General features: G+C 63.6%; 17 protein-coding genes. 5 read left to right on the forward strand and 12 right to left on the reverse strand.

Going from position 1 to position 20583, the window contains the following annotated elements:
• Positions 1–8 precede the first annotated feature (8 nt).
• The 4 genes from Q5H92_RS05945 to Q5H92_RS05960 are packed head-to-tail and all read right to left on the reverse strand — an operon-like array spanning position 9 to position 5414.
• Positions 9–1088: a hypothetical protein gene (locus Q5H92_RS05945; protein WP_305010579.1), complete on the reverse strand. Its 1080-nt coding sequence runs from the start codon at positions 1086–1088 to the stop codon at positions 9–11.
• Positions 1076–2326 carry an ABC transporter ATP-binding protein gene (locus Q5H92_RS05950; protein ID WP_305010580.1) on the reverse strand — a complete coding sequence of 417 codons (1251 nt, stop codon included), beginning with the start codon at positions 2324–2326 and terminating at the stop codon, positions 1076–1078. Before Q5H92_RS05950 ends, Q5H92_RS05945 begins: the two co-directional genes overlap by 13 nt.
• Positions 2326–4584, reverse strand: a complete 2259-nt coding sequence (locus Q5H92_RS05955) for a cytochrome P450 (RefSeq protein WP_305010581.1) — start codon at positions 4582–4584, stop codon at positions 2326–2328. Before Q5H92_RS05955 ends, Q5H92_RS05950 begins: the two co-directional genes overlap by 1 nt.
• Positions 4584–5414, reverse strand: coding sequence for an ABC transporter permease (locus Q5H92_RS05960; protein ID WP_305010582.1), 831 nt, complete (start codon positions 5412–5414; stop codon positions 4584–4586). The genes Q5H92_RS05955 and Q5H92_RS05960 overlap by 1 nt, the downstream gene beginning before the upstream one ends.
• A 48-nt stretch (positions 5415–5462) precedes the next feature.
• On the opposite strand from Q5H92_RS05960, the gene Q5H92_RS05965 reads away from it, so the two are divergent.
• Complete coding sequence (locus Q5H92_RS05965) at positions 5463–6521, forward strand: UbiA family prenyltransferase (protein ID WP_305010583.1); 1059 nt, start codon at positions 5463–5465, stop codon at positions 6519–6521.
• On the opposite strand, the gene Q5H92_RS05970 is transcribed toward Q5H92_RS05965, so the two are convergent.
• The 6 genes from Q5H92_RS05970 to Q5H92_RS05995 all read right to left on the reverse strand — a co-directional run bounded on the left by Q5H92_RS05970 (position 6509) and on the right by Q5H92_RS05995 (position 13587).
• On the reverse strand, positions 6509–7471 hold the full coding sequence (locus Q5H92_RS05970; protein ID WP_305010584.1) for a glycosyltransferase family 2 protein: 963 nt from the start codon (positions 7469–7471) through the stop codon (positions 6509–6511). The genes Q5H92_RS05965 and Q5H92_RS05970 overlap by 13 nt on opposite strands.
• 55 nt (positions 7472–7526) lie before the next feature.
• Complete coding sequence (locus Q5H92_RS05975; RefSeq protein WP_369811119.1) at positions 7527–8678, reverse strand: glycosyltransferase family 4 protein; 1152 nt, start codon at positions 8676–8678, stop codon at positions 7527–7529.
• A 191-nt stretch (positions 8679–8869) separates the two neighbouring features.
• Positions 8870–10780, reverse strand: a complete 1911-nt coding sequence (locus Q5H92_RS05980) for an LTA synthase family protein (protein ID WP_305010585.1) — start codon at positions 10778–10780, stop codon at positions 8870–8872.
• Positions 10781–10895: 115 nt separating this feature from the next.
• The gene (ald, locus tag Q5H92_RS05985) at positions 10896–12023 is read right to left on the reverse strand and encodes an alanine dehydrogenase (protein ID WP_305010586.1); all 1128 of its coding nucleotides are present in this window, start codon (positions 12021–12023) and stop codon (positions 10896–10898) included.
• Positions 12024–12122: 99 nt separating this feature from the next.
• Positions 12123–12650, reverse strand: a complete 528-nt coding sequence (locus Q5H92_RS05990) for a VOC family protein (protein ID WP_305010587.1) — start codon at positions 12648–12650, stop codon at positions 12123–12125.
• Between the two features lie 166 nt (positions 12651–12816).
• Positions 12817–13587 carry a DUF1573 domain-containing protein gene (locus Q5H92_RS05995; RefSeq protein WP_305010588.1) on the reverse strand — a complete coding sequence of 257 codons (771 nt, stop codon included), beginning with the start codon at positions 13585–13587 and terminating at the stop codon, positions 12817–12819.
• Positions 13588–13937: 350 nt separating this feature from the next.
• On the opposite strand from Q5H92_RS05995, the gene Q5H92_RS06000 reads away from it, so the two are divergent.
• Positions 13938–16358: an alpha-ketoacid dehydrogenase subunit alpha/beta gene (locus Q5H92_RS06000; protein WP_305010589.1), complete on the forward strand. Its 2421-nt coding sequence runs from the start codon at positions 13938–13940 to the stop codon at positions 16356–16358.
• Between the two features lie 18 nt (positions 16359–16376).
• Here the strand turns inward: Q5H92_RS06000 and Q5H92_RS06005 are convergent, their stop codons facing one another.
• Positions 16377–16940, reverse strand: coding sequence for a hypothetical protein (locus Q5H92_RS06005; RefSeq protein ID WP_305010590.1), 564 nt, complete (start codon positions 16938–16940; stop codon positions 16377–16379).
• Positions 16941–17058: 118 nt separating this feature from the next.
• Between Q5H92_RS06005 and Q5H92_RS06010 the strand changes: the two genes are divergently transcribed.
• The 3 genes from Q5H92_RS06010 to Q5H92_RS06020 all read left to right on the forward strand — a co-directional run bounded on the left by Q5H92_RS06010 (position 17059) and on the right by Q5H92_RS06020 (position 19081).
• Entirely contained in the window at positions 17059–18057 is a 999-nt protein-coding gene (locus Q5H92_RS06010) for an acyl-CoA synthetase family protein (RefSeq protein WP_305010591.1), read from the forward strand.
• 117 nt (positions 18058–18174) lie between these two features.
• Positions 18175–18798: an amidohydrolase family protein gene (locus tag Q5H92_RS06015; RefSeq protein ID WP_305010592.1), complete on the forward strand. Its 624-nt coding sequence runs from the start codon at positions 18175–18177 to the stop codon at positions 18796–18798.
• Positions 18799–18811: 13 nt separating this feature from the next.
• Positions 18812–19081, forward strand: a complete 270-nt coding sequence (locus Q5H92_RS06020; protein WP_305010593.1) for an amidohydrolase family protein — start codon at positions 18812–18814, stop codon at positions 19079–19081.
• Positions 19082–19270: 189 nt separating this feature from the next.
• On the opposite strand, the gene Q5H92_RS06025 is transcribed toward Q5H92_RS06020, so the two are convergent.
• On the reverse strand, positions 19271–20434 hold the full coding sequence (locus Q5H92_RS06025; RefSeq protein WP_305010594.1) for a sigma-54-dependent transcriptional regulator: 1164 nt from the start codon (positions 20432–20434) through the stop codon (positions 19271–19273).
• Between the last annotated feature and the right edge of the window lie 149 nt (positions 20435–20583).

A 20583-nucleotide genomic window follows, 5' to 3' on the forward strand; every position in this document is an offset into this window, starting at 1 on the left:
GGAAGGGGTTACGTCGTGGGCCGGCTGGCCTGGTAGCGGGCCAGCGCTTCGAGGCAGAAGCCGGTGGTCATTTCCTCCGAGCCCCAGCCCATGCGCTTTTTGGGGCCGCCGTAGTACAGCAGCCAGCGCGGCCAGTTGCCGGCGGCTTCCTGGGTCCGGAGCAGGTAGGCGATGGCGGCGGCCAGCTCCGGCGGGTGGCTGCCGAGGTTGAGCAGGCTGCAGGCGGCCCAGGCGGTGTCGGCCAGGGTGTCGCCCAGGCGGCCGTCGGGGCGGGCGCGGGCCCGGATGCGGTCGATAATGGGCTGGCGCAGGGGCTCCAGCGCCGGCACGCCGCTGTGGTAGGCCCGGGTAAAAAAGTAGTACACGAAATGCGCGTCGCGGTACCAGAGGTCGCAGTCGGCTTCCCGCTTTTCGGCAATGATGCGCAGCAGGAAGTCCACGATGGGCTGGGTTTCGGGGCCGGGGCCGAGGTAGTACAGGGCGTTGGCATTCACCACGCCGTCCACGTCGTTGCGGCTGGCCTCTACGTTGAACCAGAACAGCAGGCTTTGCACGGGCCGCAGCAGCTCCGGCAGCGTCACGCGCCAGTAGGTGCGGTTGCGGTTCCAGCGCAGCCGCAGCAAAAACCAGGAATAGAATAGCCCCTGCTTGTTGCGGTTGGCGAGCAGCAGCGGCACGTTGCTGGGGCGCGGGCAGGCCACCCCCCGGGCCCGCAGAATGGCCGACACGCAGGCGGTGTCGTCCACGTCGAGCGGGCAGGTGTGGCGCCAGCGGTGCAGCGTCGTGAAGTGGTTCCACAAGCCGCCGTGGTTCATCTGGTGCTCAAAAAAAGTAGTGGCGCGCGTCAGGATGCCATCCACCTGCGGCGTCAGGGGCAGCCACAGCAGGCAGCCCGCTACCAGGGCCGCCGGAAACACGGCGCTGTCGGGCAGGCACCAGCCCTGGATGGCGTCGTCGGGCGCGAAGTAGCTGCAAAACTCGCCGTTGGGGTACTGGTGCTGCTCCAAATAGGTCACGCCCCGGGCAAGGGCCTGCGCGATGGCCGCGGGTGGTGCCGGCGCGACGGAGGACGTGGTTAGTGGTTCCATTCTACTTCCAAAGTGGTGAGTTGTTGGAGCATGCGGTGCGCGTTGGCCTGCATGCTGGCCTCCGGGGTTTCGACCCGCAGGCGGGTGGGCGCGTCTTCCCAGCCCCGCATGGCCAGGGGCTGCAAGGCTGCCAGCTCGACTATCATGGATTTTACCAGGTATTCGCCGGCCGTGAGCGGCAGGCGCGGGAGGTGGCAGGTGAGCGCATGCCGCCCGGCCGCCAGCCGCGCCGACGGGGAGGACGCCCCGGTGATGCACACGCTGCCATCGGGCGTGTAGAAGAAAAACCCCCAGCAGGTATTTTCCTGCGGTTGCAGCGCCTGGTAGGTCAGGGTCACCGTCGTGCCTTCGCCGGCCAGCACCGCCGGCCCGGCCCCCGTTATCGTCAGCTCCTCAATGACCACGGGCCGCGCCGCGTCGAGCGCCGGCACGGGCTGCGCCTGCGCGGCGCGGTCAGCCTCAGCCAGTTGCCGGGAAAAATAATAGTCCAGCGCCTCGGTGGCCGTGCCTTCAAACGCCCACCGGCCCTTCTCCAGCACCAGGCCGCGGCGGCACACGGCCTGAATGTGGTGGGGCTGGTGCGAAACCAGAATGAGCGAGCCGCCCGCCGCCAAATAGCTCATCATGTGGTGAATGCACTTGCGCTGGAAGTCGAAGTCGCCCACGGCCAGCACCTCGTCCACCAGCAGCACGTCGGGGTGCAGGTGGGCGGCCACGGCGTAGGCCAGGCGCGCCACCATGCCCGAGCTGTAGAACTGCACGGGCATCTCAATGGCCTCGCCCAGGCCCGTAAACTCGATGATGGCCGGCAGCAGCGGCAGCGCCTGCGCCCGGCCCACGCCCAGCAGCGCCGCCCGCAAAAAGATGTTTTCGCGGCCGGTCAGCACCGGGTCGAGGCCCGCGCCCAGCTCGATGAGGGCGCCCACCCGGCCCCGCAGGCGGATGCTGCCGGCATCGGGCTTGATGAGGCCGTTGAGCAACTTGAGCAGGGTGCTCTTGCCGGCCCCGTTGGCCCCGATGATGGCCAGGGCTTCGCCCCGCCGCAGCTCAAACGACAAATCGTGCAGGCTCCAGAACTCGTCGCGGCGCAGCCGGGCCGGCGGCCGGGCGCCCGGCCAGGCCTCCGCGGCGATGTCGCGCAGCCCGTACCAGAGCGAGGTGCGCAGCTGGCGGCAGTATTTTTTGGACAGGTTACGCACCGTAACCACGGCGTCCGGCGGGGTAGTGGAGGCGGCCATCAGGCGGTGGTGGTCTGTAAGGTGAGGGGCAGGGTGGCCAGGGCCCGGAAATGCTGGGTCGGGAAGTACTCGGGCGGGGCCGAGGCGTTGGTCAGGCGCAGGGCCGGGCCGTGGGCCAGCAGCCACTCCACCACCACCCGCGCCTCCAGCCGGGCCAGGTGGGCGCCCAGGCAGGCATGCACGCCGCCCCCAAACGACAGGTGCCGCGCGGGGCGGCGGTGCAGGTCCAGCTCATCAGGGCGGGCGTAGCGGGCGGGGTCGCGGTTGGCGGCCACGATGCTGCATACCACGGAGGCCCCGGCGGGAATTTCCTGGCCGCCCAGCGTCACGGGCTGGGTGACGGTGCGCCACAGGGCCCCGAGCGGCGGCTCCAGGCGCAGAATTTCCTCAATAAACGCATCAATGAGCTCAGGCTGGGCGCGCAGCTGGTCGGCTACGACGGGATGGGTGAGTAGGTAGTGCACCACGTTGCTAATCAGCATGCTGGTGGTGGTGATGCTGGCCATCCACATGGTTTGGGCCAGGCTCACGGCCACCGCGGCCGTCGTCTGGCCGTCCCGGATAAGCAGCAGGAGGCAGTTCAGGAGCAGGGGCGCGTCCGTCGGCTGCTTCTGCTCGAAGTAATTAGCCAGATAGCTGTTCAGCTCCGCCACGTAGCCCAGCGCATAGGTGGGGCCGGGCAGACTGGCTTGCAGCTGCTGGCGTTCGGCGGTGCCGAGCCCCAGCAGCCGGGCACTCACCGCCTGCGTCAGCGGAATCACCAGTTCCGTCACAAAATCGAAGGAGGGCCGGCCCCGCGCTGCCGCCGCCAGCTCGGCCACCATGCCCTCGGTGAAGCCACGAAGCGCGGCCAGCTCCTTAGGCGCGAAGAAGGATTGCAGCAGCTGCCGGTTGAGGGTGTGCAGCGGCGGGTCGGCCCCGATGAGCTCCGTATCGAAATCCGAATTGATAGTGCTTGAGAATACCGTCGGCTCGCGGAGCACGGCATTCACCAGCTCCACGCTCAGCACCAGCCAGCCGCCTTCGCTCGGCGCAAAATGCAGGCTGCCCAACTGCTGCAAATGCGCAAAAGCAGGATAGGGGTCGGCCGCGGAGGCCAGCGCCCGGAGCGAAAACTGGCCCACAAAATCGGTGGGGCTGAGCACCGGCCGGGTCAGCGCTTTGGAAGCCAATAGCTTGTGCTCAGTCAGTTGCTGCCGGCAGGCGGCCAGCGTGTTCCGCTCCGGCTCATCTGGCCGCAACGCCGGCAGGACCTGCACCGCCTGGAGGACGGCGCGTTGCGCGGGCTCCGTCAGGAAAGGGAAAGGGTCGGCCCCGATGGGCAAGAACAGCGAAAAGCCATCGGTCAACGCTGCATTTAAAGCGCCGTGGGCATTCACCGGATATTGAATCACCGCCAGCCAGTACTCGATGCCCAGCACCGTGCCAACGGGGACCCGGCCGCCCGCCCCGCCCAGGTAGCAGGGCAGGGCCAGGGGCTGGGGCTGCATCCCCAGCAGGGGCTCGCGCAGCGCGTCGAGGTGCCAGGCCAGGTGCGGCGAATGGTAGGGCCAGATGGGCCGGGTCGGCGGGGCGGTGCTGGCAATGGCGTGGGCCGCCAGGTACTGCCGGGCCACTTCCACGGCTGGCTGGGGGCAAAAAGCCAGGCAGCTGCCGGCGTTCAGCACCAAAACCACGAACAGCTCGGTGGGGCAACCCGCCGCCAGCCGGCCCACCGTCGCCGCGTCGCCCTGCACCACCAGCAGCGCGTAGTTGCGGGTAGTTGCCTGGCCTAATGCGCAGTAGCACAGACATACGCGCATCGCATCCGTCAGGCTCAGCCCTCCGGCGGCATATACGGCCGCCGCTTCGCCCGCGCTAATGCCCAGTACGGCGGTGGGCTGCACCCCTTGGGCCAGCCACAAGTCCACGAGGGCCATCTGCATCACCACACTCGTCACCATGAGGCGGGCCTCATCGGCGAAGAAGTCCGGCACGGGCAGCCCGGTGAAATTGTCGATGATGGACGGCCCCCCCAGCAGCTGCGTGCTGATGCGCTCACACTCCTGAATGGTGGCCCGAAAAACTGGCTCGTGCGCGTACAGCTCGCGGCCCGTGCCGGGGGCGTACTCGGTGCGCCCGGCAAAGGCAAACACCAGACGAGGGCCGGGGCCGCGCGTCCGTAGCCCCCGCACCCGGCGCCAGGCGCGGCGCAGGAGCTTTTTCAAAACAGGCGGTGCGTAGCGGGCCACCAAGGCCCGGGGTAAGGAGCGGAGCATCAGAAACGGGCAATAAGGTGCGGCGTCGCAAAGCGGTAGGCCAGCCAGTTAGCAAACAACGCCACGCCCGCCAGCCCCGCCACCAGCCAGAACCCGGGCGTGGGAGCCGCCGGCCCCGCTAGCAGCCAGTGGCGCGCAGTGATGAGCAGCGGCGTCACGGGATTGAGATTGAACCACCGGGCAAAGCTGGCGGGCGGCGCATACACCACGGGCGTCACCAGAAACCACAGGTTCAGCACCACGGGCAGGGCCTGGGCCACGTCGGCGTAGAGCAGGCCCAGCAGCGCCAGCAGCCAGCCCAGTGCCAGCCCCAGCCCCAGCAACGCGCCCAGCCCCAGCGGCACCAGCGCCAGCGTGCCGGTGAAAGGCACCCCGAACCACCGCATCAGGGCCAGCAGCACCAGCAGCCGCAGCAGGCTGTTGAACACCACCACGGCCATGCCGGCCACCACAAAGGCCTCGTGCGGCACGCGCACCTTGGCCAGGGTGGCTTTGGCGTTGGAAAGCTGCTGCAGCGGGCAGCTGAGCGCCTCCACGAAGCCCTGCCACAGAAAAACGCCCGCCAGCACGAAGGCCGGGTAGGGCACGTCGCCCGAGGCCACGTTCAGCACCCGGCTGCGCCCGAGAAAAATCCAGACCAGCCCGGTCACCAGCGACGGCAGCAGCAGCCAGGCGTAGCCCAGCAGGCTCTGGCGCACCTGCACCTTGAGGTTGCGCACAAACAGCTGCCAGCCGATGCGGTACACCACACCCAAATCGGCCCGCACTTCGCGCAAAAAGACGCGCGGCGCCAGCAAGGGCGACTGGGAAGTGTAAATTGTTTCCTTCATTTGGGGTAACGTTGCAACCGCGGCGCTTCAGCTCACGCCGCTAGTAGGATGATGGATAATAGAACGCCGCCCGCAGCCGGGGCCGCTTATGCGCTGCTGCGAATGGCTCGCGCCAGCGAGTGGTGGGCGTTCAAGTTTGCCCCGATTCTGGCCACGGCCTACGCCACCGCAGCTTTCGCGCAAGTGCCCTTGTGGCCCTTGCTGCCGCGCCTGCTGCTGTTGCTGCTGGCCCTCACGGTGGGGGCCACCTACGTCAGCGTGCTCAACGACTGGACCGACCGCGCCGACGACCACGCCGCCGGCAAGCCCAACCGCCTGGCCGGGCAGTCGCCGCGCGTGGTGGCGGCCATGCTGGCCGGGTGCGCGGCGGCGGGCCTGTGGGCGGGCATCTATTTCTGGCAGGTCAGCCCGATGTCCGCCGGCCTCTACCTGGGAGCCTGGGTGGCCTACTCGCTGTACTCGCTGCCGCCGGTGCGCCTGAAGGTACGCGGCGGCTGGGGCCTGCTGGCCGATATGGCCGGCGCCCATCTTTTTCCCCAACTGCTCACCGCCGCGCTGGTCAGCCAGTGGGCGGGGGCGGCGGCTTTGGGGTGGTGGCTGGCGGCGGTGGGGGCCTGGGCCGTGGGCTGCGGGCTGCGCAACATTCTGTGGCACCAGTTGGGCGATGCCGCCAACGACGCGCGGGCAGGCGTCGGCACCTTCGTGGTGCGGCACGGCGAGCCAGCGGGCCGCCGCCTGGCGGTGGCCGCCCTGGTGCTGGAGGCCGTCGGCCTGGGGCTGTTGCTCTACCTCGGCCGCCAGCCGCTGGCTTACTTGGCCTTGGTCCTCTACGGCAGCATCACCTACCTGCGCGCCCGCGTGTGGCAGCAGCCGGTGGTCATCGCCCAGTCCCGGGCCGGGCAGCACCTGCTGCTCAACGACTACTACGAGGTGTACTACCCCCTGGCCCTGCTGCTGGGGCAGGCCTGGCACCACCCCGCCGACGCCGGAGTACTGGCCCTGCACATCGGGCTGTTTGGCCTGCACAGCTGGCACCGGCTGCGCCTGTGGGGGGCGGCCCTGGCCGTGCTCGGGGGCAAAATGCAGCGGCTGCTTCATGCCGATTGAGCGTAGCTTTTGGCGTAATAATGCTTCACGTAGTCGGCTACTTCCCGCAGGATGCAGCAGCCGGTGGCAAACGGCGCCAGCCGAAAGGCTGCCAGCAGGTGGCGAAGCATGGCGTTTTTTTCTGAATGCTTGTAGCTGGTGTAGGCGTAATTGACGTAATGCTCGGCCTGCTGCTGCTGAAAAATGGCGATTTCCGACCGGCTCAGCTGGCCCTGGTGGCGCCGCAGAAGCAGGGGCTCGTCGTGGGCGCTTAGCTCCTGAGCAATGGCCGTGTGGCTGCGGCCGTCGTAAATGTTGTCGCCCTGCACGCGTTTCAGCCAGTGCGGCGCCATGGTGAAAGCCGCCGCCGTGGGCCGGTGCAGCACAATGTCCAGCAGCAGGCACCAGTCGTCGGCAATGCGCATCTGTTCGTTCCAGCCCCCGGGCATGGCCGAGCGCCGGATTATCAGGGCCGACGAAGGCGCCGGGCAAATTTCCAGCACCATGCGGCGCGTTTGGGCCGCATCGAGGTGCCACCAACTGCCGAGGGCCCGCGTGAGGTAGCGCCGCCGCACCGCCGCCCGTCGAAAAAACGATTCCAGCCCTTTGTTGCCGTTGCTGGTGCGCCAGTTCATGAACACGATGCTGCGCTCCGGCAGCAGCTGGCCAATGCCTTCGCTCAGAAAAGCAGGGTCCCAGATGTCGTCTGAATCCAGCGAGGCCACATACTCGCCCCGGCAGTGGCGCAGGCCGGCGTTGCGGGCCGCGGCCTGCCCCTGATTGGACTGGTGGTGGTATTCCACCCCCGCAAAGCCCTCGACGATGCGGCGCGTCTCATCCGTCGAGCCGTCATCGACCACGATGATTTGCTTGTGGGCATAGTCCTGGGCTAGCACGCTGCGAATGGCGTCGGCCACCAGGTGGGCCCGGTTGTAGGTAGGGATGATAACGGAAACTAAACCGGGTTGCATGTAGAGGTAGAAGTTTGTGTATAGAAAGAACGATTATGCGCTGGATTATAATCTCTTAGGCGGTGGCGGCTTGGTGCAATAGGAGCTGGCTGAGCAACTGGCCGGGTTTGGCCGGTACCTGGGCCCGGGCGTGGGCGGCGGCATGCCGGCCCAGGGCCGGCCATTCGGCGTAGCGGGCCCAGGCCCGCTCCAGGGCTTCGTCGAGGGCGGGCACGGTGGCGGCACCGGCCAGAAACCCCGTTTCGTTGTCCACGAGCAGCTCGGCCGTGCCGCCGGCGGCCGTGGCAATGGCCGGCCGGCCGCACAGCATGGCCTCAATCAAAGCCAGGGGCAGGCCCTCATAGCGCGACGACAGCACCAGGGCGTGGTGGCTGGCCCACACGGCCGCAATGTCCGGTACCTGCCCGGCCCAGGTTACCCGCCCGGTCAGGCCAAGCAGCGCAGCCATGTCCTGCAGGGCGGGCCCGTCCACGCCACTTCCAAAAAAAGAAACGTGCAGGGGGCGCTGCCGCCACTTTGGCAGCGCCAGAACCTGCAGCAGCACGTCCTGGCCCTTGTCCAGCACCTCCAGTCGGGCCACGCACGCCAGCCGCACCACGGCCCCCGGCGCCGGCCAGGGCAGCTCCCCGGCGTGCGGCACATTGAACGGGTTGGGCACCACGCTGGCGCGGTCCAGCGCCAGGCCCATCTGGTACTGGGTCAGCGCGAGGTTGTGTTGCGATACAAAATAGCAGTGCCGGGCCGCCGGATAGGCCAGGCGCGCCGCCACCCGTAGCTGTGCCGGCGGAAAAAAGATTTCGGCCGCTTTTTGGGAGATGAGCACGAAGGGGTGGTTGCCGCGCCGGCAGGCATCGGCAAACGGGATGCCGTCGAAGTTCGAGCCCTGCGCCACCACCACCAAATCGGGCTGGGCCTGGCGCAGGTGCTGCCGCACCTGTGCCACCTGGCTGTCGAGGAGCGTCCACTGCCAGCGGGCCGGCAAGGCCCGGTTAACTATCCGCCGGGCGAATGCCGAATGTTGATTTAAGCCTTCTACCGCACACCCCGCGGCCCGCAGTTGCCGCACCCGTGGGTGCTCCGCCTCAAAAACCGTTTTCAGAACCGTCACCTGGTGGCCGGCCTGTTGCAGGCACAGGGCCGCCTCCGCCCAAAGTTCTTCGCTACCTCCCCAGGGATGCATGCAGGAACTGATAATAACAAAGCGCATGGCAGGCCGCAAAAATTAAATCGCTCGTTGGGAGCTGCCGCAAAGGTCGCGTCAATTGCCCTACAGCGCTATGACATGAATATGTCATATTTTAGTGTCTGAACAAACTGGCGACTTTCCTGCCGTTTCGCGGACAAACCCAACCACAGACGAGACTAAACGAAGGACACCCGGAGCCCAAGCAGTTGATGCTATTTGTACAATTGGTTGTCCACCAAGCCGTTTACATAAAATTGCACGCAAGCGCGTAGCTCATCGCCGTACTTTCTCACCAGTGTCGGGTCGGGATTGGCCACGGGTTTGGTGGGGATGAAGTGGGTTTGATAAGGGTAAAGCCGAACTTCGTTTTTGTTGGTCAGCTCGGTCACGAAATCCGAATGCACGAGGTAGTAAGAGTCGCCGTCGCGGAATAAGGCGCGGCCCGGGCTGCCCGCATCAAACACCGAGGAACCGAAGGGCAACAGTTGCTTTTGCTCCTGCGGCAGCCCTAGCACGTCGAGCACCGAGGCCGGCACGTCAGCCTGCTGGGTGATGCGGTGCGGATTGGCGGTGGGCAAGGGCTGGCCGGACCGATAGAAAAGCAACGGCGTTTTGTGGTTGCCGAGCGGGCTTTGGTAGCCGGGCTGGTCGGTTTGGGACGTATGGTCGGCCGTCAGAATAAACAGCGTGTTCGCAAACCACGGCTCTCGGCGAGCGGCCGCAAAAAAGCGCCGCAACGCCAAATCGGTGTAGGCAATGGTGGGGTGAATAGGCAGCGTGCCCGCCGAAAACTGCCCCTTGTGCTGGGCCGGAATCGTGAACGGGTCGTGGGCGCTGAGCGTGAAGAGCGTGGCAAAAAACGGCTGCTTGGTGGCCGTCAACTGCCGGTTAAAGAATTGCAGGTAAGGCTCGTCGAAGATGCCCCAGTGGCCGTCGTAGTCGGGGCTTTTGGTGCCGCCGGGGTATTCGTTCAGGCCGTAGTAGCGCTGCATGCCCGCCATCCCGCTGAACATATCGAAGCCCATGGTGCCGTTGGTGCCGGCGTGGTACATGGCCGTGGCGTAGCCGTGGCGCCGCAGGATTTCGCCCAGCCCGTGCACCTCGGCCGTCTGGAAGCTGGAGGTGATGAAGGGCTCGTCCATCAGCGAGGGCAGGCCCGAGAGCACGGCTGGCAGCGCCTCAATGGAGCGGCGGCCGTTGGCGTAGTTGTCGCGCATGAGCAGGGCACCGGGCGCCGTGGCCAGCGAATCGAAAAACGGCGTGTAGCCGCCGCGCCCACCGTTTTCCACGCCCGTGTATTCCGAGCCAAAGCTTTCGATGAGCAGCAGCACCACGTTGTTGGCCACCGGCGGTGTGGCCCGGGCGGGCACCGGCGCGGCGGCCAGCGCCGGCCGCAGCGCGGCCATGCTGGCAAAGTAGTGCGCGCGTTCCACCGGCGTTTCGTCGAAGGATTTCAGCACCGTGAACGTGCTGTTTAGGGCCAGATGGCCCAGCACGGCGGGCTGCTGCTCGAAGGCTGTACCCGTGCGCAGGGGCTTCAGCTGCCACCCGCCGCGCAGGCCCAGCACCACTAGGGCCACCACCACAGCAAACTCCAGCGCCCGGCCCAGCCACTGCCGGCCGCGGGGCGGCGGCACCGCCAGCTCGGCCCGGGTGGGCATGGGGCATAGGCGCCACAGCAGGTACACCAGCCCCAGCAGCGGAATGGCCAGGTACCAGTAGTGCAGCCCGATTTGGCCAGCCTGCCGCGATAGGTCGTCGCCAATGGTGTGCCACTCGTTGCTCAGCCGCCGCCCGATGAACTTGAAATACTGCCAGTCGATAACGTTCAGCAAAAATCCCAGCAGATTCACCAGCACAAATAGCCCCCGCAGCCACTGCTGGCCTATCCGGCTGCGCACCGGCACCAGCAGCGAAAACAGCACCAGCGGCAGGTTCAGCCAGAGCAGAGCCGCCACATCAAAGCGCAGCCCGTGCACGAAAGCCAGCAGCACCGAGCCCGTATCAATGTCCCGAAACGTGGCAAAGTTGAAAGCGTAAAAGCCCAGCCGCAGCAGCGTGTACACGCCCATCAGCAAAGCAAATCGGCGCAGCAGCAGGCGAATGGCAGGGGAGGGTAGCAAAGTCAATTAAAAATAAAGAATTAGGAATTAAAAATTAGACGAGAGAAAACATCAAAATGCCTCCCCGACAACAAAGCGGGAAGGCATTTTTAATTTTTAATTCTCAATTTTTAACTTAAACCGTCGCGCCTTCCAGCACCGAGTCCACGCTAACCAGCGGCAGGCCCCAGGCTTCGGCCACGCCTTTGTACACCACCTCGCCGTGCACCACGTTCAGGCCGAGGCGCAGGGCCTCGTCGCGGCGGCAGGCTTCCTGCCAGCCTTGGTTGGCCAGTTTCACGGCGTAGGGCAGGGTGGCGTTGGTCAGGGCGAGGGTGCTGGTGTAGGGCACCGCGCCGGGCATGTTGGCCACGCAGTAGTGCACCACGTCATCAATGATGAAGGTGGGGTTTTCGTGCGTGGTGGGGTGGCAGGTTTCGATGCAACCGCCCTGGTCCACGGCCACGTCCACCACCACGGTGCCGGGACGCATGGTCTTCAGCATGTCCCGGGTGATGAGGTGCGGGGCCTTGGCACCGGGAATCAGCACGGCGCCCACAATAAGGTCGGCCGTTTTGATGGCTTCGCGGATGTTGTACTCGTTTGAGTACTGCGTCACCACGTTTTTGGGCATGAAGTCGTCCAACTCACGCAGGCGGTTCAGGTTGATGTCCATCACCGTCACCTGCGCGCCGAGGCCGGCGGCCACCTTCGCGGCCTGCGTGCCCACGATGCCGGCGCCCAGCACCAGTACGTGCGCGGGCTTCACGCCGGGCACGCCGCCCAGCAGAATGCCGCGGCCTTTGAGAGGCTTTTCCAGGTACTTGGCGCCTTCCTGCGGGGCCATGCGGCCGGCCACTTCGCTCATCGGGATGAGCAGGGGCAGGGCGCGGTTGCTGAGTTCTACCGTCTCGTAGGCGAGGCAGATGGCCTTGCGCTCAATCATGGCGTGGGTCAGCTCTTCGCCGCTAGCAAAGTGGAAATAGGTGAACAGCAGCTGGTTCTCCTTGATGAGCGGGTACTCTTCCGCAATCGGCTCCTTCACCTTGATAATCATCTCGGCCTGCTCATACACATCGGCGATGGTGGCGAGCATCGTGGCACCGGCCGTCTGGTACTCCTCGTCGGAGAAGCCCGAGCCTTCGCCGGCGGTGCTTTGCACCAGCAGGGTGTGGCCGTGCTTGCGCAGTTCGGCTACGCCAGCGGGGGTGAGGCCGACGCGGTTTTCGTTGTTTTTAATTTCCTTAGGAACGCCGATTATCATGAGCGAAGTGGTGGGAGGTGAAGGTTAAACCGAGAGGTGAAAAATTCGAGACGCAAAGATAGGGCGGCGCGTTCCCTTCGGCCGCGCAGGATTTCGGCCTTATTGCGGCGCTTCGGCCAGCAGCGCGTTCAAATCGAGGGCGCGGGTGTACATCTGTATCTCGCCCGAAGCCGTCAGGGGCCACTCTTCGCGGGGCCGGTCCCAGTACAGCTCCACGCCGTTGCCGTCGGGGTCGTCAAGGTAAATGGCTTCCGACACGCCGTGGTCGGCCGAGCCGGTGATGGGGTATTGGGCCAGCGCCAGCTGCTTCAACGCCCCTGCCAATTCGGCCCGCGTGGCATACAAAATGGCCGTGTGGTAGAGCCCCGCGCCGTGCTTGCGGGCCGGCGGGCCGCCCAGGCTGTTCCAGGTATTCAGCCCAATGTGGTGGTGGTAGCCGCCGGCCGAAACAAAGGCCACTTGGTTGCCAAACCGCTGCACTACCTGAAATCCCAGAATGTCGCGGTAAAAGCCCAGCGCCTTATCGATATCGCTGACTTGCAAATGAATATGGCCAATGCGCGTCTGCGCGGGCACGACGTAAGCGCCCCCATTGGTCAGGTTGCCGCTGGTGATTGAGTTTTCCATGCAGCAAAGATACATACAATTAATGTACATACATCTATTGTCGCGGAATGCATAAAAAAGAAAGCCCCACCGCAAGGGCAGGGCTTTCTTGAATCGTTCACAAAATCCGATTAATCCGAAAAATCCGAGCGAAGCGAAGTTCGGCGCAGCCAATCCGTGGTCCGGATTACTTAAACGGCACGGCCGTGCCGCTTTCCTTCACCATGCTGTTGCCGCTCAGGTCGCGCACGATGTTGGCCTTGAGGGTGATTTTGGCGTCGCCGCTCACGTCATTGGAGGCAATGGTCACTACATCGCTCACCTGGCCGAGCTGGCGTTGGCTATAAATCAGGTCCACCACGGCGCTCTGGCCGGGGGCAATGGGCCTGGGCGTGGCCTTGTAGCCCACGCAGTAGCAGCCGGAGGTGAGGGCACCGAGTACCAATTCGGTTTTGCCGGTGTTTTTAATGGTGAAGCGGGCCGTGGGCTGCTGGCCGGCCTCAAACTTGCCGAAATCGTGGCTGGCCTGGTCCACCACCAAGTGGGGCGAGGCGGCCAGCTGGGCGGGCGTAAGCGTGGGCTTCATTTGCTCCTTGGTGAGTACCGAACCCTTGATGCTAAGGACTTTGCTGGGGTCGGCGGCATTGCTGGTCACGGTCACCGTTTTGTTGAACACACCGGGGCGGCCGGCGCTGCTGTACATAGCCTTGATGATGCCGACTTTGCCGGGCAGCACGGGCGTTTTGGTCCAATCGGGGGTGGTGCAGCCGCAGCTAGCCTGCACGTTGGCAATAACCACGGGCTGGTTGCCGGTGTTCTTGAACTTGAACTCGTAGGTTGCCATCGTGCCTTCGGGCACGTTGCCGAAGTCGTGGTTGTCGGTTTCAAACTTCATCACGCCCTGGGCGTGGGCCGAGAGGCCGATGGCCAGCAGGCAGAGGGTAAGAAGACGTTTCATGGTTAAAATAGAAAGTCAGTGAAAATCGAAAAAAAGCACGTCATGTCGGGCTTGCCGAGACATCTCGCTAGCGCAATCTGTCATCCTGAGCGGAGCGAAGGACCTTATCAGGTTTGAACAATGCGTTGTGACGTGATAAGGTCCTTCGCTCCGCTCAGGATGACAGGCGATTGAATTCTGCGGCACGGGATAATAACCCGACTGCACCCAACCCAACGTTCCTACCCCAAATATACGGCCAAAGCCTGCGCACCACCTAGCCGGCCCCGATTCCGTATTTTTGCACCACGGCTCCGGCCGGTCCTGCCTTCCTCACTCAGAATTCCCACTTCCCCGTTCCCCGATATTATATGTCTGCTGCCGAAACTGCCCAGCCCGCGCTAAGCGCGCCCCTCACCAAGGCCGATTTTCTCACCGATTACCGCCTGGCCTGGGAAAGCCGGCACGCCTCGCTGGCGGGCCGCAAGGAAGTGTTCATGGGCAAGGCCAAGTTTGGCATCTTCGGCGATGGCAAGGAAGTGCCCCAGCTGGCCATGGCCCGCGCCTTCCAGGACGGCGACTTCCGCGCCGGCTACTACCGCGACCAAACCTTTATGGTGGCCATCGGCCAGCTCACCTGGGAGCAGTACTTCGCCCAGCTCTACGCCAACCCCGACGTGGAGGCCGAGCCCGCCACCGCTGGCCGCGCCATGAACGGCCACTTCGCCACCCGCATGCTGGACGACGACGGCAACCTCACGGCCCTGGCGCACAGCAAGAACTCTTCGGCCGACATCTCGCCCACGGCCGGCCAGATGCCGCGCCTGCTGGGCATGGCCTACGCCTCCAAGCTGTTCCGCCAAAACCCCGAGCTGCACCAATTCACCGACCTTTCGACCAACGGCAACGAGGTGGCCTTTGGCACCATCGGCAACGCCAGCACCTCGGAAGGCATGTTTTTCGAAGCGCTGAACGCGGCCGGTGTGCTGCAGGTGCCCATGCTTGTGAGCGTGTGGGACGACCACTACGGCATCTCCGTTCCGGCTGAATACCAGACCACCAAGCAGAGCATTTCGGACATCATGATGGGCCTGCAGCGCGAAGGCGAAGGCCAGTCGGGCTTCGAAATCTTCGTAGTGCGCGGCTGGGACTACGCCGGTTTGGTCGACACCTATCAGCGGGCCGCCGCCGTGTGCCGCGAGCAGCACGTACCCGTGCTCATCCACATCACGGAGCTCACGCAGCCGCAGGGCCACAGCACCAGCGGTTCGCACGAGCGCTACAAAAGCAAGGACCGCCTGGGCTGGGAGGAGTCGCACGACTGCCTGCACAAGCTGCGCGAATGGCTGCTGGCCGAGGGCCACGCCACCGAATTGGAGCTGGACGACATCGAGAAAAACGCCGCCGCCGTCATCAAAACGGCCCGCACGGCTGCCTGGGCCGCTTTCTTCGACCCCATCAAGGCCGAGCGCGACGAGGCCGTGGGCATGCTCGAAAAGCTGGTGACCGACACCGGCACCGAAAACACGCTGCACGAGCTGGTGGAGCAGCTCAAAACCAACCCCACGCCCATCCGGGCCGACATTGTGCGGACCATGCGCCGCGTGCTGCGCGCCGTGCGAAATGAGAAGCGCAGCTTCGGCCGGCGCGTGGTGCAGCGCCACTTGGAGCAGCTACTGGCCGAAAACGCCGACCGCTACAACTCCAACCTGTTCAGCCAGAGCGAATACGCGGTGGGCAACATTGAGGAAGTGGCTGCCACCTTTGCGCCCGATGCCGCGCAGGTGGATGGCCGCGAAGTGCTACAAGCCTGCTTCGACGCCAACTTCCAGCGCGACCCCAGCATCTTCGCCATTGGCGAGGACGTGGGTAAGATTGGCGACGTGAACCAGGCCTTTGCGGGCTTGCAGGACAAGTTTGGTGAGTTGCGCGTGACCGATACCGGCATCCGCGAGTGCACCATCATCGGGCAGGGCATTGGGGCGGCGTTGCGCGGCCTGCGGCCCATCACCGAAATCCAGTACCTGGATTACCTGCTCTACGCCATCCAGATTCTCAGCGATGACCTCGCCTGCCTGCAGTACCGCACCAAGGGCGGGCAGAAGGCTCCGCTCATCATCCGCACCCGCGGGCACCGGCTGGAGGGCATCTGGCACTCGGGCTCGCCCATGCAGATGATTTTGGGCAGCATCCGCGGCATTCATGTGTGCGTGCCGCGCAACATGACGCAGGCGGCCGGGTTCTACAACACGCTGCTGCGCAGCGACGAGCCCGCGCTGGTGATAGAGTGCCTGAACGGTTACCGTCTGAAAGAAACCATCCCGGCCAACGTGGGTGAATTCACGCTGCCGCTGGGCCGGCCGGAGGTGCTGAAAAAAGGCACTGACGTGACGGTGGTCACCTACGGCTCGATGTGCCGCATTGTGATGGAAGCGGCCAAGCAGCTGGCCGAAGTGGGCATTTCGGTGGAAGTAATTGACGTGCAGACGCTGCTGCCCTTCGATACTGACCACCTCATTGCCGACAGCCTGCAGAAAACCAACCGCGTGGTATTTGCCGACGAGGACGTGCCCGGCGGCGCCACCGCCTTCATGATGCAGCACGTGCTGGACGAGCAAGGGGCTTACCGCTTCCTGGATGCGCAGCCGCGCTGCCTGGCCGCGCAGCCCCACCGCCCGGCCTACAGCTCCGACGGCGACTACTTCAGCAAGCCCAACGCTGAAGACGTGTTCGACACGGTGTACGAGCTGATGAGCGAGGCCGAGCCGGAGAAATTCCCCGAAATTTATTAAGCCAAAAAAACGCTGGCCTTAGCGGGCCAGCGTTACATCGGTAGTAGTGACGGTGTTGCTCTCATGCAGCGCCCGGTCCATAATAGTAATTTCGAACCTAAATATGTCGCCGGGAAAGAACGGGGCGCCGTCGACGCTGAGGGGCAGCTTGTAGTTGAGGGTGCCTTTGAGGGGAGCAGGGCGCGAACCTTCTTTTTCGAGGTGCAGAAACCGACCATCGTACTCGCCAGCCACGCCGCCAGTGTTGATAAACCGGACATAGGTGTTGCCTACCTTTTTGTAAGGCTGAATCTTATAATTGTAGGCGTAGCCGCGGTTGTTGAAGCCGTTGGTGGTAGAGTTATAAGGCGCAACTTTGATGTCGTCATCAGAAAGACCGAGGTCGCCGTCGCCGTCGCGGAAATCAACCGAAAACGTGAGTGTGTCGATTTCGGTATTTGTCCCGGTTTTCACGCGCGCTACCGTCACCGATTTAAAATCGATGGCCGGCACTACCGGGTAATCGGGGGCGCTGAGGCAGCCGCTGAGGCTCAGGCCGCCCAGGCAAATGGCGACGGCCGGAAGGGTACGAAACAGATTCATGGGAGCAGAAAGTGACGAGACAACATTACAACGACGAACGTAGCGCCAAAGTACGTTTTTCCCAACGAATAGCAGCGCCGGTTGGTTCGGCCTGCGTTGCTAACCACAAGCCTTGCGCATGAGTTTCCGAGATGATTTCTTACGCCGCCTTCCGGCGTTAAATGAGGACGAGTTTGAAGCCGCCGCCTTGGCCCTGTTTCGGCACCAAGTCGCGCACTGCCCGCCCTACGCCGAGTATCTGGCGCAGCTGGGCCGAAACCCGGCCACCGTGGCCCGGCTGACGGACATTCCGTTTCTGCCCATCGAGTTTTTCAAAACCCACGAAGTTCGCACCGAACCCGCCACTTGGGAAGCGCAGGAGCTGTTTCTGAGCAGCGGCACCACTTTGCAGCAGCGCAGCCGCCACCTGGTGCGCGACCCCGCCCTGTACCGCGAAAACGCGGCCCGCATCTTCGAGCAGTCCTACGGCCCGCTCCCGGGCTGGACGTTTCTGGCGCTGCTGCCCTCGTATCTGGAGCAGGGCCATTCCTCGCTGGTGGCCATGGTCGATTATTTCGCGCGGCAGTCGGGCCAAACGCAGCCGGCCTTTTTCCTGTACGACCACGCCGCTCTGCGCGCCGCGCTGGCCGAGGCCAAGCAGACGCCGGGCCGCCGCGTCATGCTTATCGGCGTGAGCTACGCGCTGCTGGATTTCGCGGCCGAAGCCGGGCCCGCGCCGGAGCTGCAAGGCCTCACCGTGCTGGAAACCGGCGGCATGAAGGGCCGCCGCCGCGAGATGATTCGCGAGGAGCTGCACGTCGAATTGCAGCAGGCGTTCGGGCCGGCTGGCATCCATTCCGAATACGGCATGACGGAGCTACTCAGCCAGGCCTATTCGCTGGGCGACGGCCGTTTCCACTGCCCCGCACCGCTGCGGGTGCTGCTGCGCGACCCGTCAGACCCGTTTTCCATTGGCAGCAGGGGAGACGGGGCCATCAACGTGATTGATTTGGCTAACATCGATTCCTGCGCTTTTATTGAAACCAAGGATTTGGCCCGCATGCACCCGGACGGCTCGTTTGAGGTGCTGGGGCGCATGGATAATTCGGACGTTCGCGGGTGCAATCAGCTGGTGTGAATGGGATTGGGTGAATCACTACCTTGCGAACATATTATACGCTCAACATGCCGGTCGAATGCTGAGATGCCGACTTGTTGAACAGGCCTAATTACCGGGTAGTATAAAGCAAAAATCGTGAGAAAGCTCCTAATGTGCCTGGCTTTGCTGGCGGGCAAGGCCGCAGTTGCGCAAGCGCAGTCGCCACAGCTTATTGACGTGCATGTACACTGTTACGACGACAACAGATTCGCATACCCGGCGCCGACTCTGCAAGGATGCAGCCCCGCAAAAAACGCCTCTGCCCATTTCCAGGAAACTTATGCGGCGCTGCGCAAAGCCGGGGCACGGCATGTGGTTATCAGCGGCTCGCCAAGCGCCGTAGAGAGTTGGATGCGCAAAGACTCGGCGCACCTGTTCATCCCCGCCATCGCAATCGATAAACCCGACGAGTACGGGATGGATACGGTTCGGCTGAAGCAGCTGATTCTGGACAAGAAAATCGCGGTGTTTGGCGAGGTGGGCGCGTACTACGCCGGCTCTACGCTGGCCGACCGCATCTGGCAGCCTTATCTGCGCATTTGTGAGCGGTACGATGTGCCGGTTGCGGTTCACATCGGCGGCGGCCCCCCCGAAACGCCTTATCACGGCTCGCCCAATGCCCGCCTGAGTTTGGGTGACCCTTTCCTGCTGGAAGATGTGCTGATTAAGTACCCAAAATTGCGGCTGTACATGATGCACTCGGGGGAAGTGTGGTTATGAGCACGCCGTTAGAATGATGCAGATGTACCCGCAGGTGTACACCGACTTGGGCGCCATCCTGTGGGTGTCGCCGCTCACGCAGCACTACGCTACTGAGTTTCTGAAACTGGCCAAAGCGGATGGCAGCTTGTCGCGGGTGATGTTCGGTTCCGACCAGATGCGGTGGCCGGGGGCCATACCCAAATCAATTCAGTTTCTGAATAGCCTGGCTTTTCTCAGCAAAAAAGACAAGGAAGATATTCTGTATAACAACGCTGCCCGTTTTTTGCGAATTGGGAAATAGAGTGCTTTAAAAAAGTTCTTGTCCTTGGAATTATATCGCAAATAAATTCAAGTAATTAATTCGCCTACTGATAAATAGCTGTGGGTAACTCTTTATCGAATATTCAGGCCGACAGTTAATTTGCATAGCCAGTAAAAAATAGCGACGCCCGAATTAAAAGATTCGGGCGCCGCTATTTTCTCCAAAGAACTATTTCCCCGCAAACGCTTTCGCGTCATCGGCCGAAATCGTGTCGTCGCTCATAATTACCAGCCGCTCCACCACGTTGCGCAGCTCGCGGATGTTGCCGCGCCAATCCAAACCCTTCAAATACTCCAGCGCGGCGGGGTCCACTTTCTTGGGCTTATTGCCGTAGTCGGCGGCGATGTCGTTGAGAAACTTTTGAATCAGTTCGGGGATGTCTTCGCGGCGGTCGTTGAGGGCGGGGACCTGGATGAGGATGACCGAGAGGCGGTGGTAAAGGTCTTCGCGGAAGTTGCGGTCGGCGATTTCCTGAAGCAGGTTTTTGTTGGTGGCGGCGAGGACGCGCACGTTCACCGAAATTTCCTTTTCGCCGCCCACGCGGGTGATTTTATTCTCCTGCAGCGCGCGCAGCACTTTGGCCTGGGCCGAGAGGCTCATGTCGCCGATTTCGTCGAGGAAAAGCGTGCCACCGTCGGCCTGCTCAAACTTGCCGATGCGCTGCTTCACGGCCGAGGTGAAGGAGCCTTTTTCGTGGCCGAACAGCTCGCTTTCGATGAGTTCCGACGGGATAGCGGCGCAGTTTACTTCCACCAGCGGGCCCTGGGCGCGGCTGCTGAGCTCGTGCAGCTGGCGGGCCACCATCTCCTTGCCGGCGCCGTTGGGGCCGGTGATGAGGACGCGGGCGTCGGTGGGGGCCACCTTTTCGATGGCTTTGCGCACGGCGCCGAGGGCGGCCGAGGAGCCCACCATCTCGGAGCCTTTCGTGACGGAGAGCTTCTTTTTCAGCGTCTTGGTTTCGCTCACCAGCTTGGTGCGGTCAAGGGCGTTGCGGACGGTGACGAGCAGGCGGTTGAGGTCGGGCGGCTTGGGCAGGAAGTCGTAAGCGCCTTTTTTGGTGGCTTCCACGGCCGTGTCGATGCTGCCGTGGGCTGACACCATGATGAAGGCGGCGTCGGTGCCCATTTTCTGGGCGCGTTCCAGCACTTCGAGGCCGTCCATTTTGGGCATGCGGATGTCGCAGAGCACTACGTCGTACTTCTGCTGAATCAGCAAATCGAGGCCGGCGGGGCCGTCTTCGGCTTGGTCGACGGTGTAGCTTTCAAATTCCAGAATCTCCTTCAGCGTGTTGCGGATGGCTTTTTCGTCGTCGATGATGAGGATGCGGGGCATGAGTTGTAGCGCATGCTTTAGCTTGCGCGGCGTATGGTGAAACAAAAGCGACTGGCCGGGCTTATTACCGCCGCTGGGGCGCAAGCTAAAGCATGCGCTACAAAAAAACGGCTTTTCCGGTACCTGCGCCAAATCACTTAGCCGTATAA

Origin of the sequence: Hymenobacter mellowenesis, assembly GCF_030581005.1 — a bacterium.
GTDB lineage: Bacteria > Bacteroidota > Bacteroidia > Cytophagales > Hymenobacteraceae > Hymenobacter > Hymenobacter mellowenesis.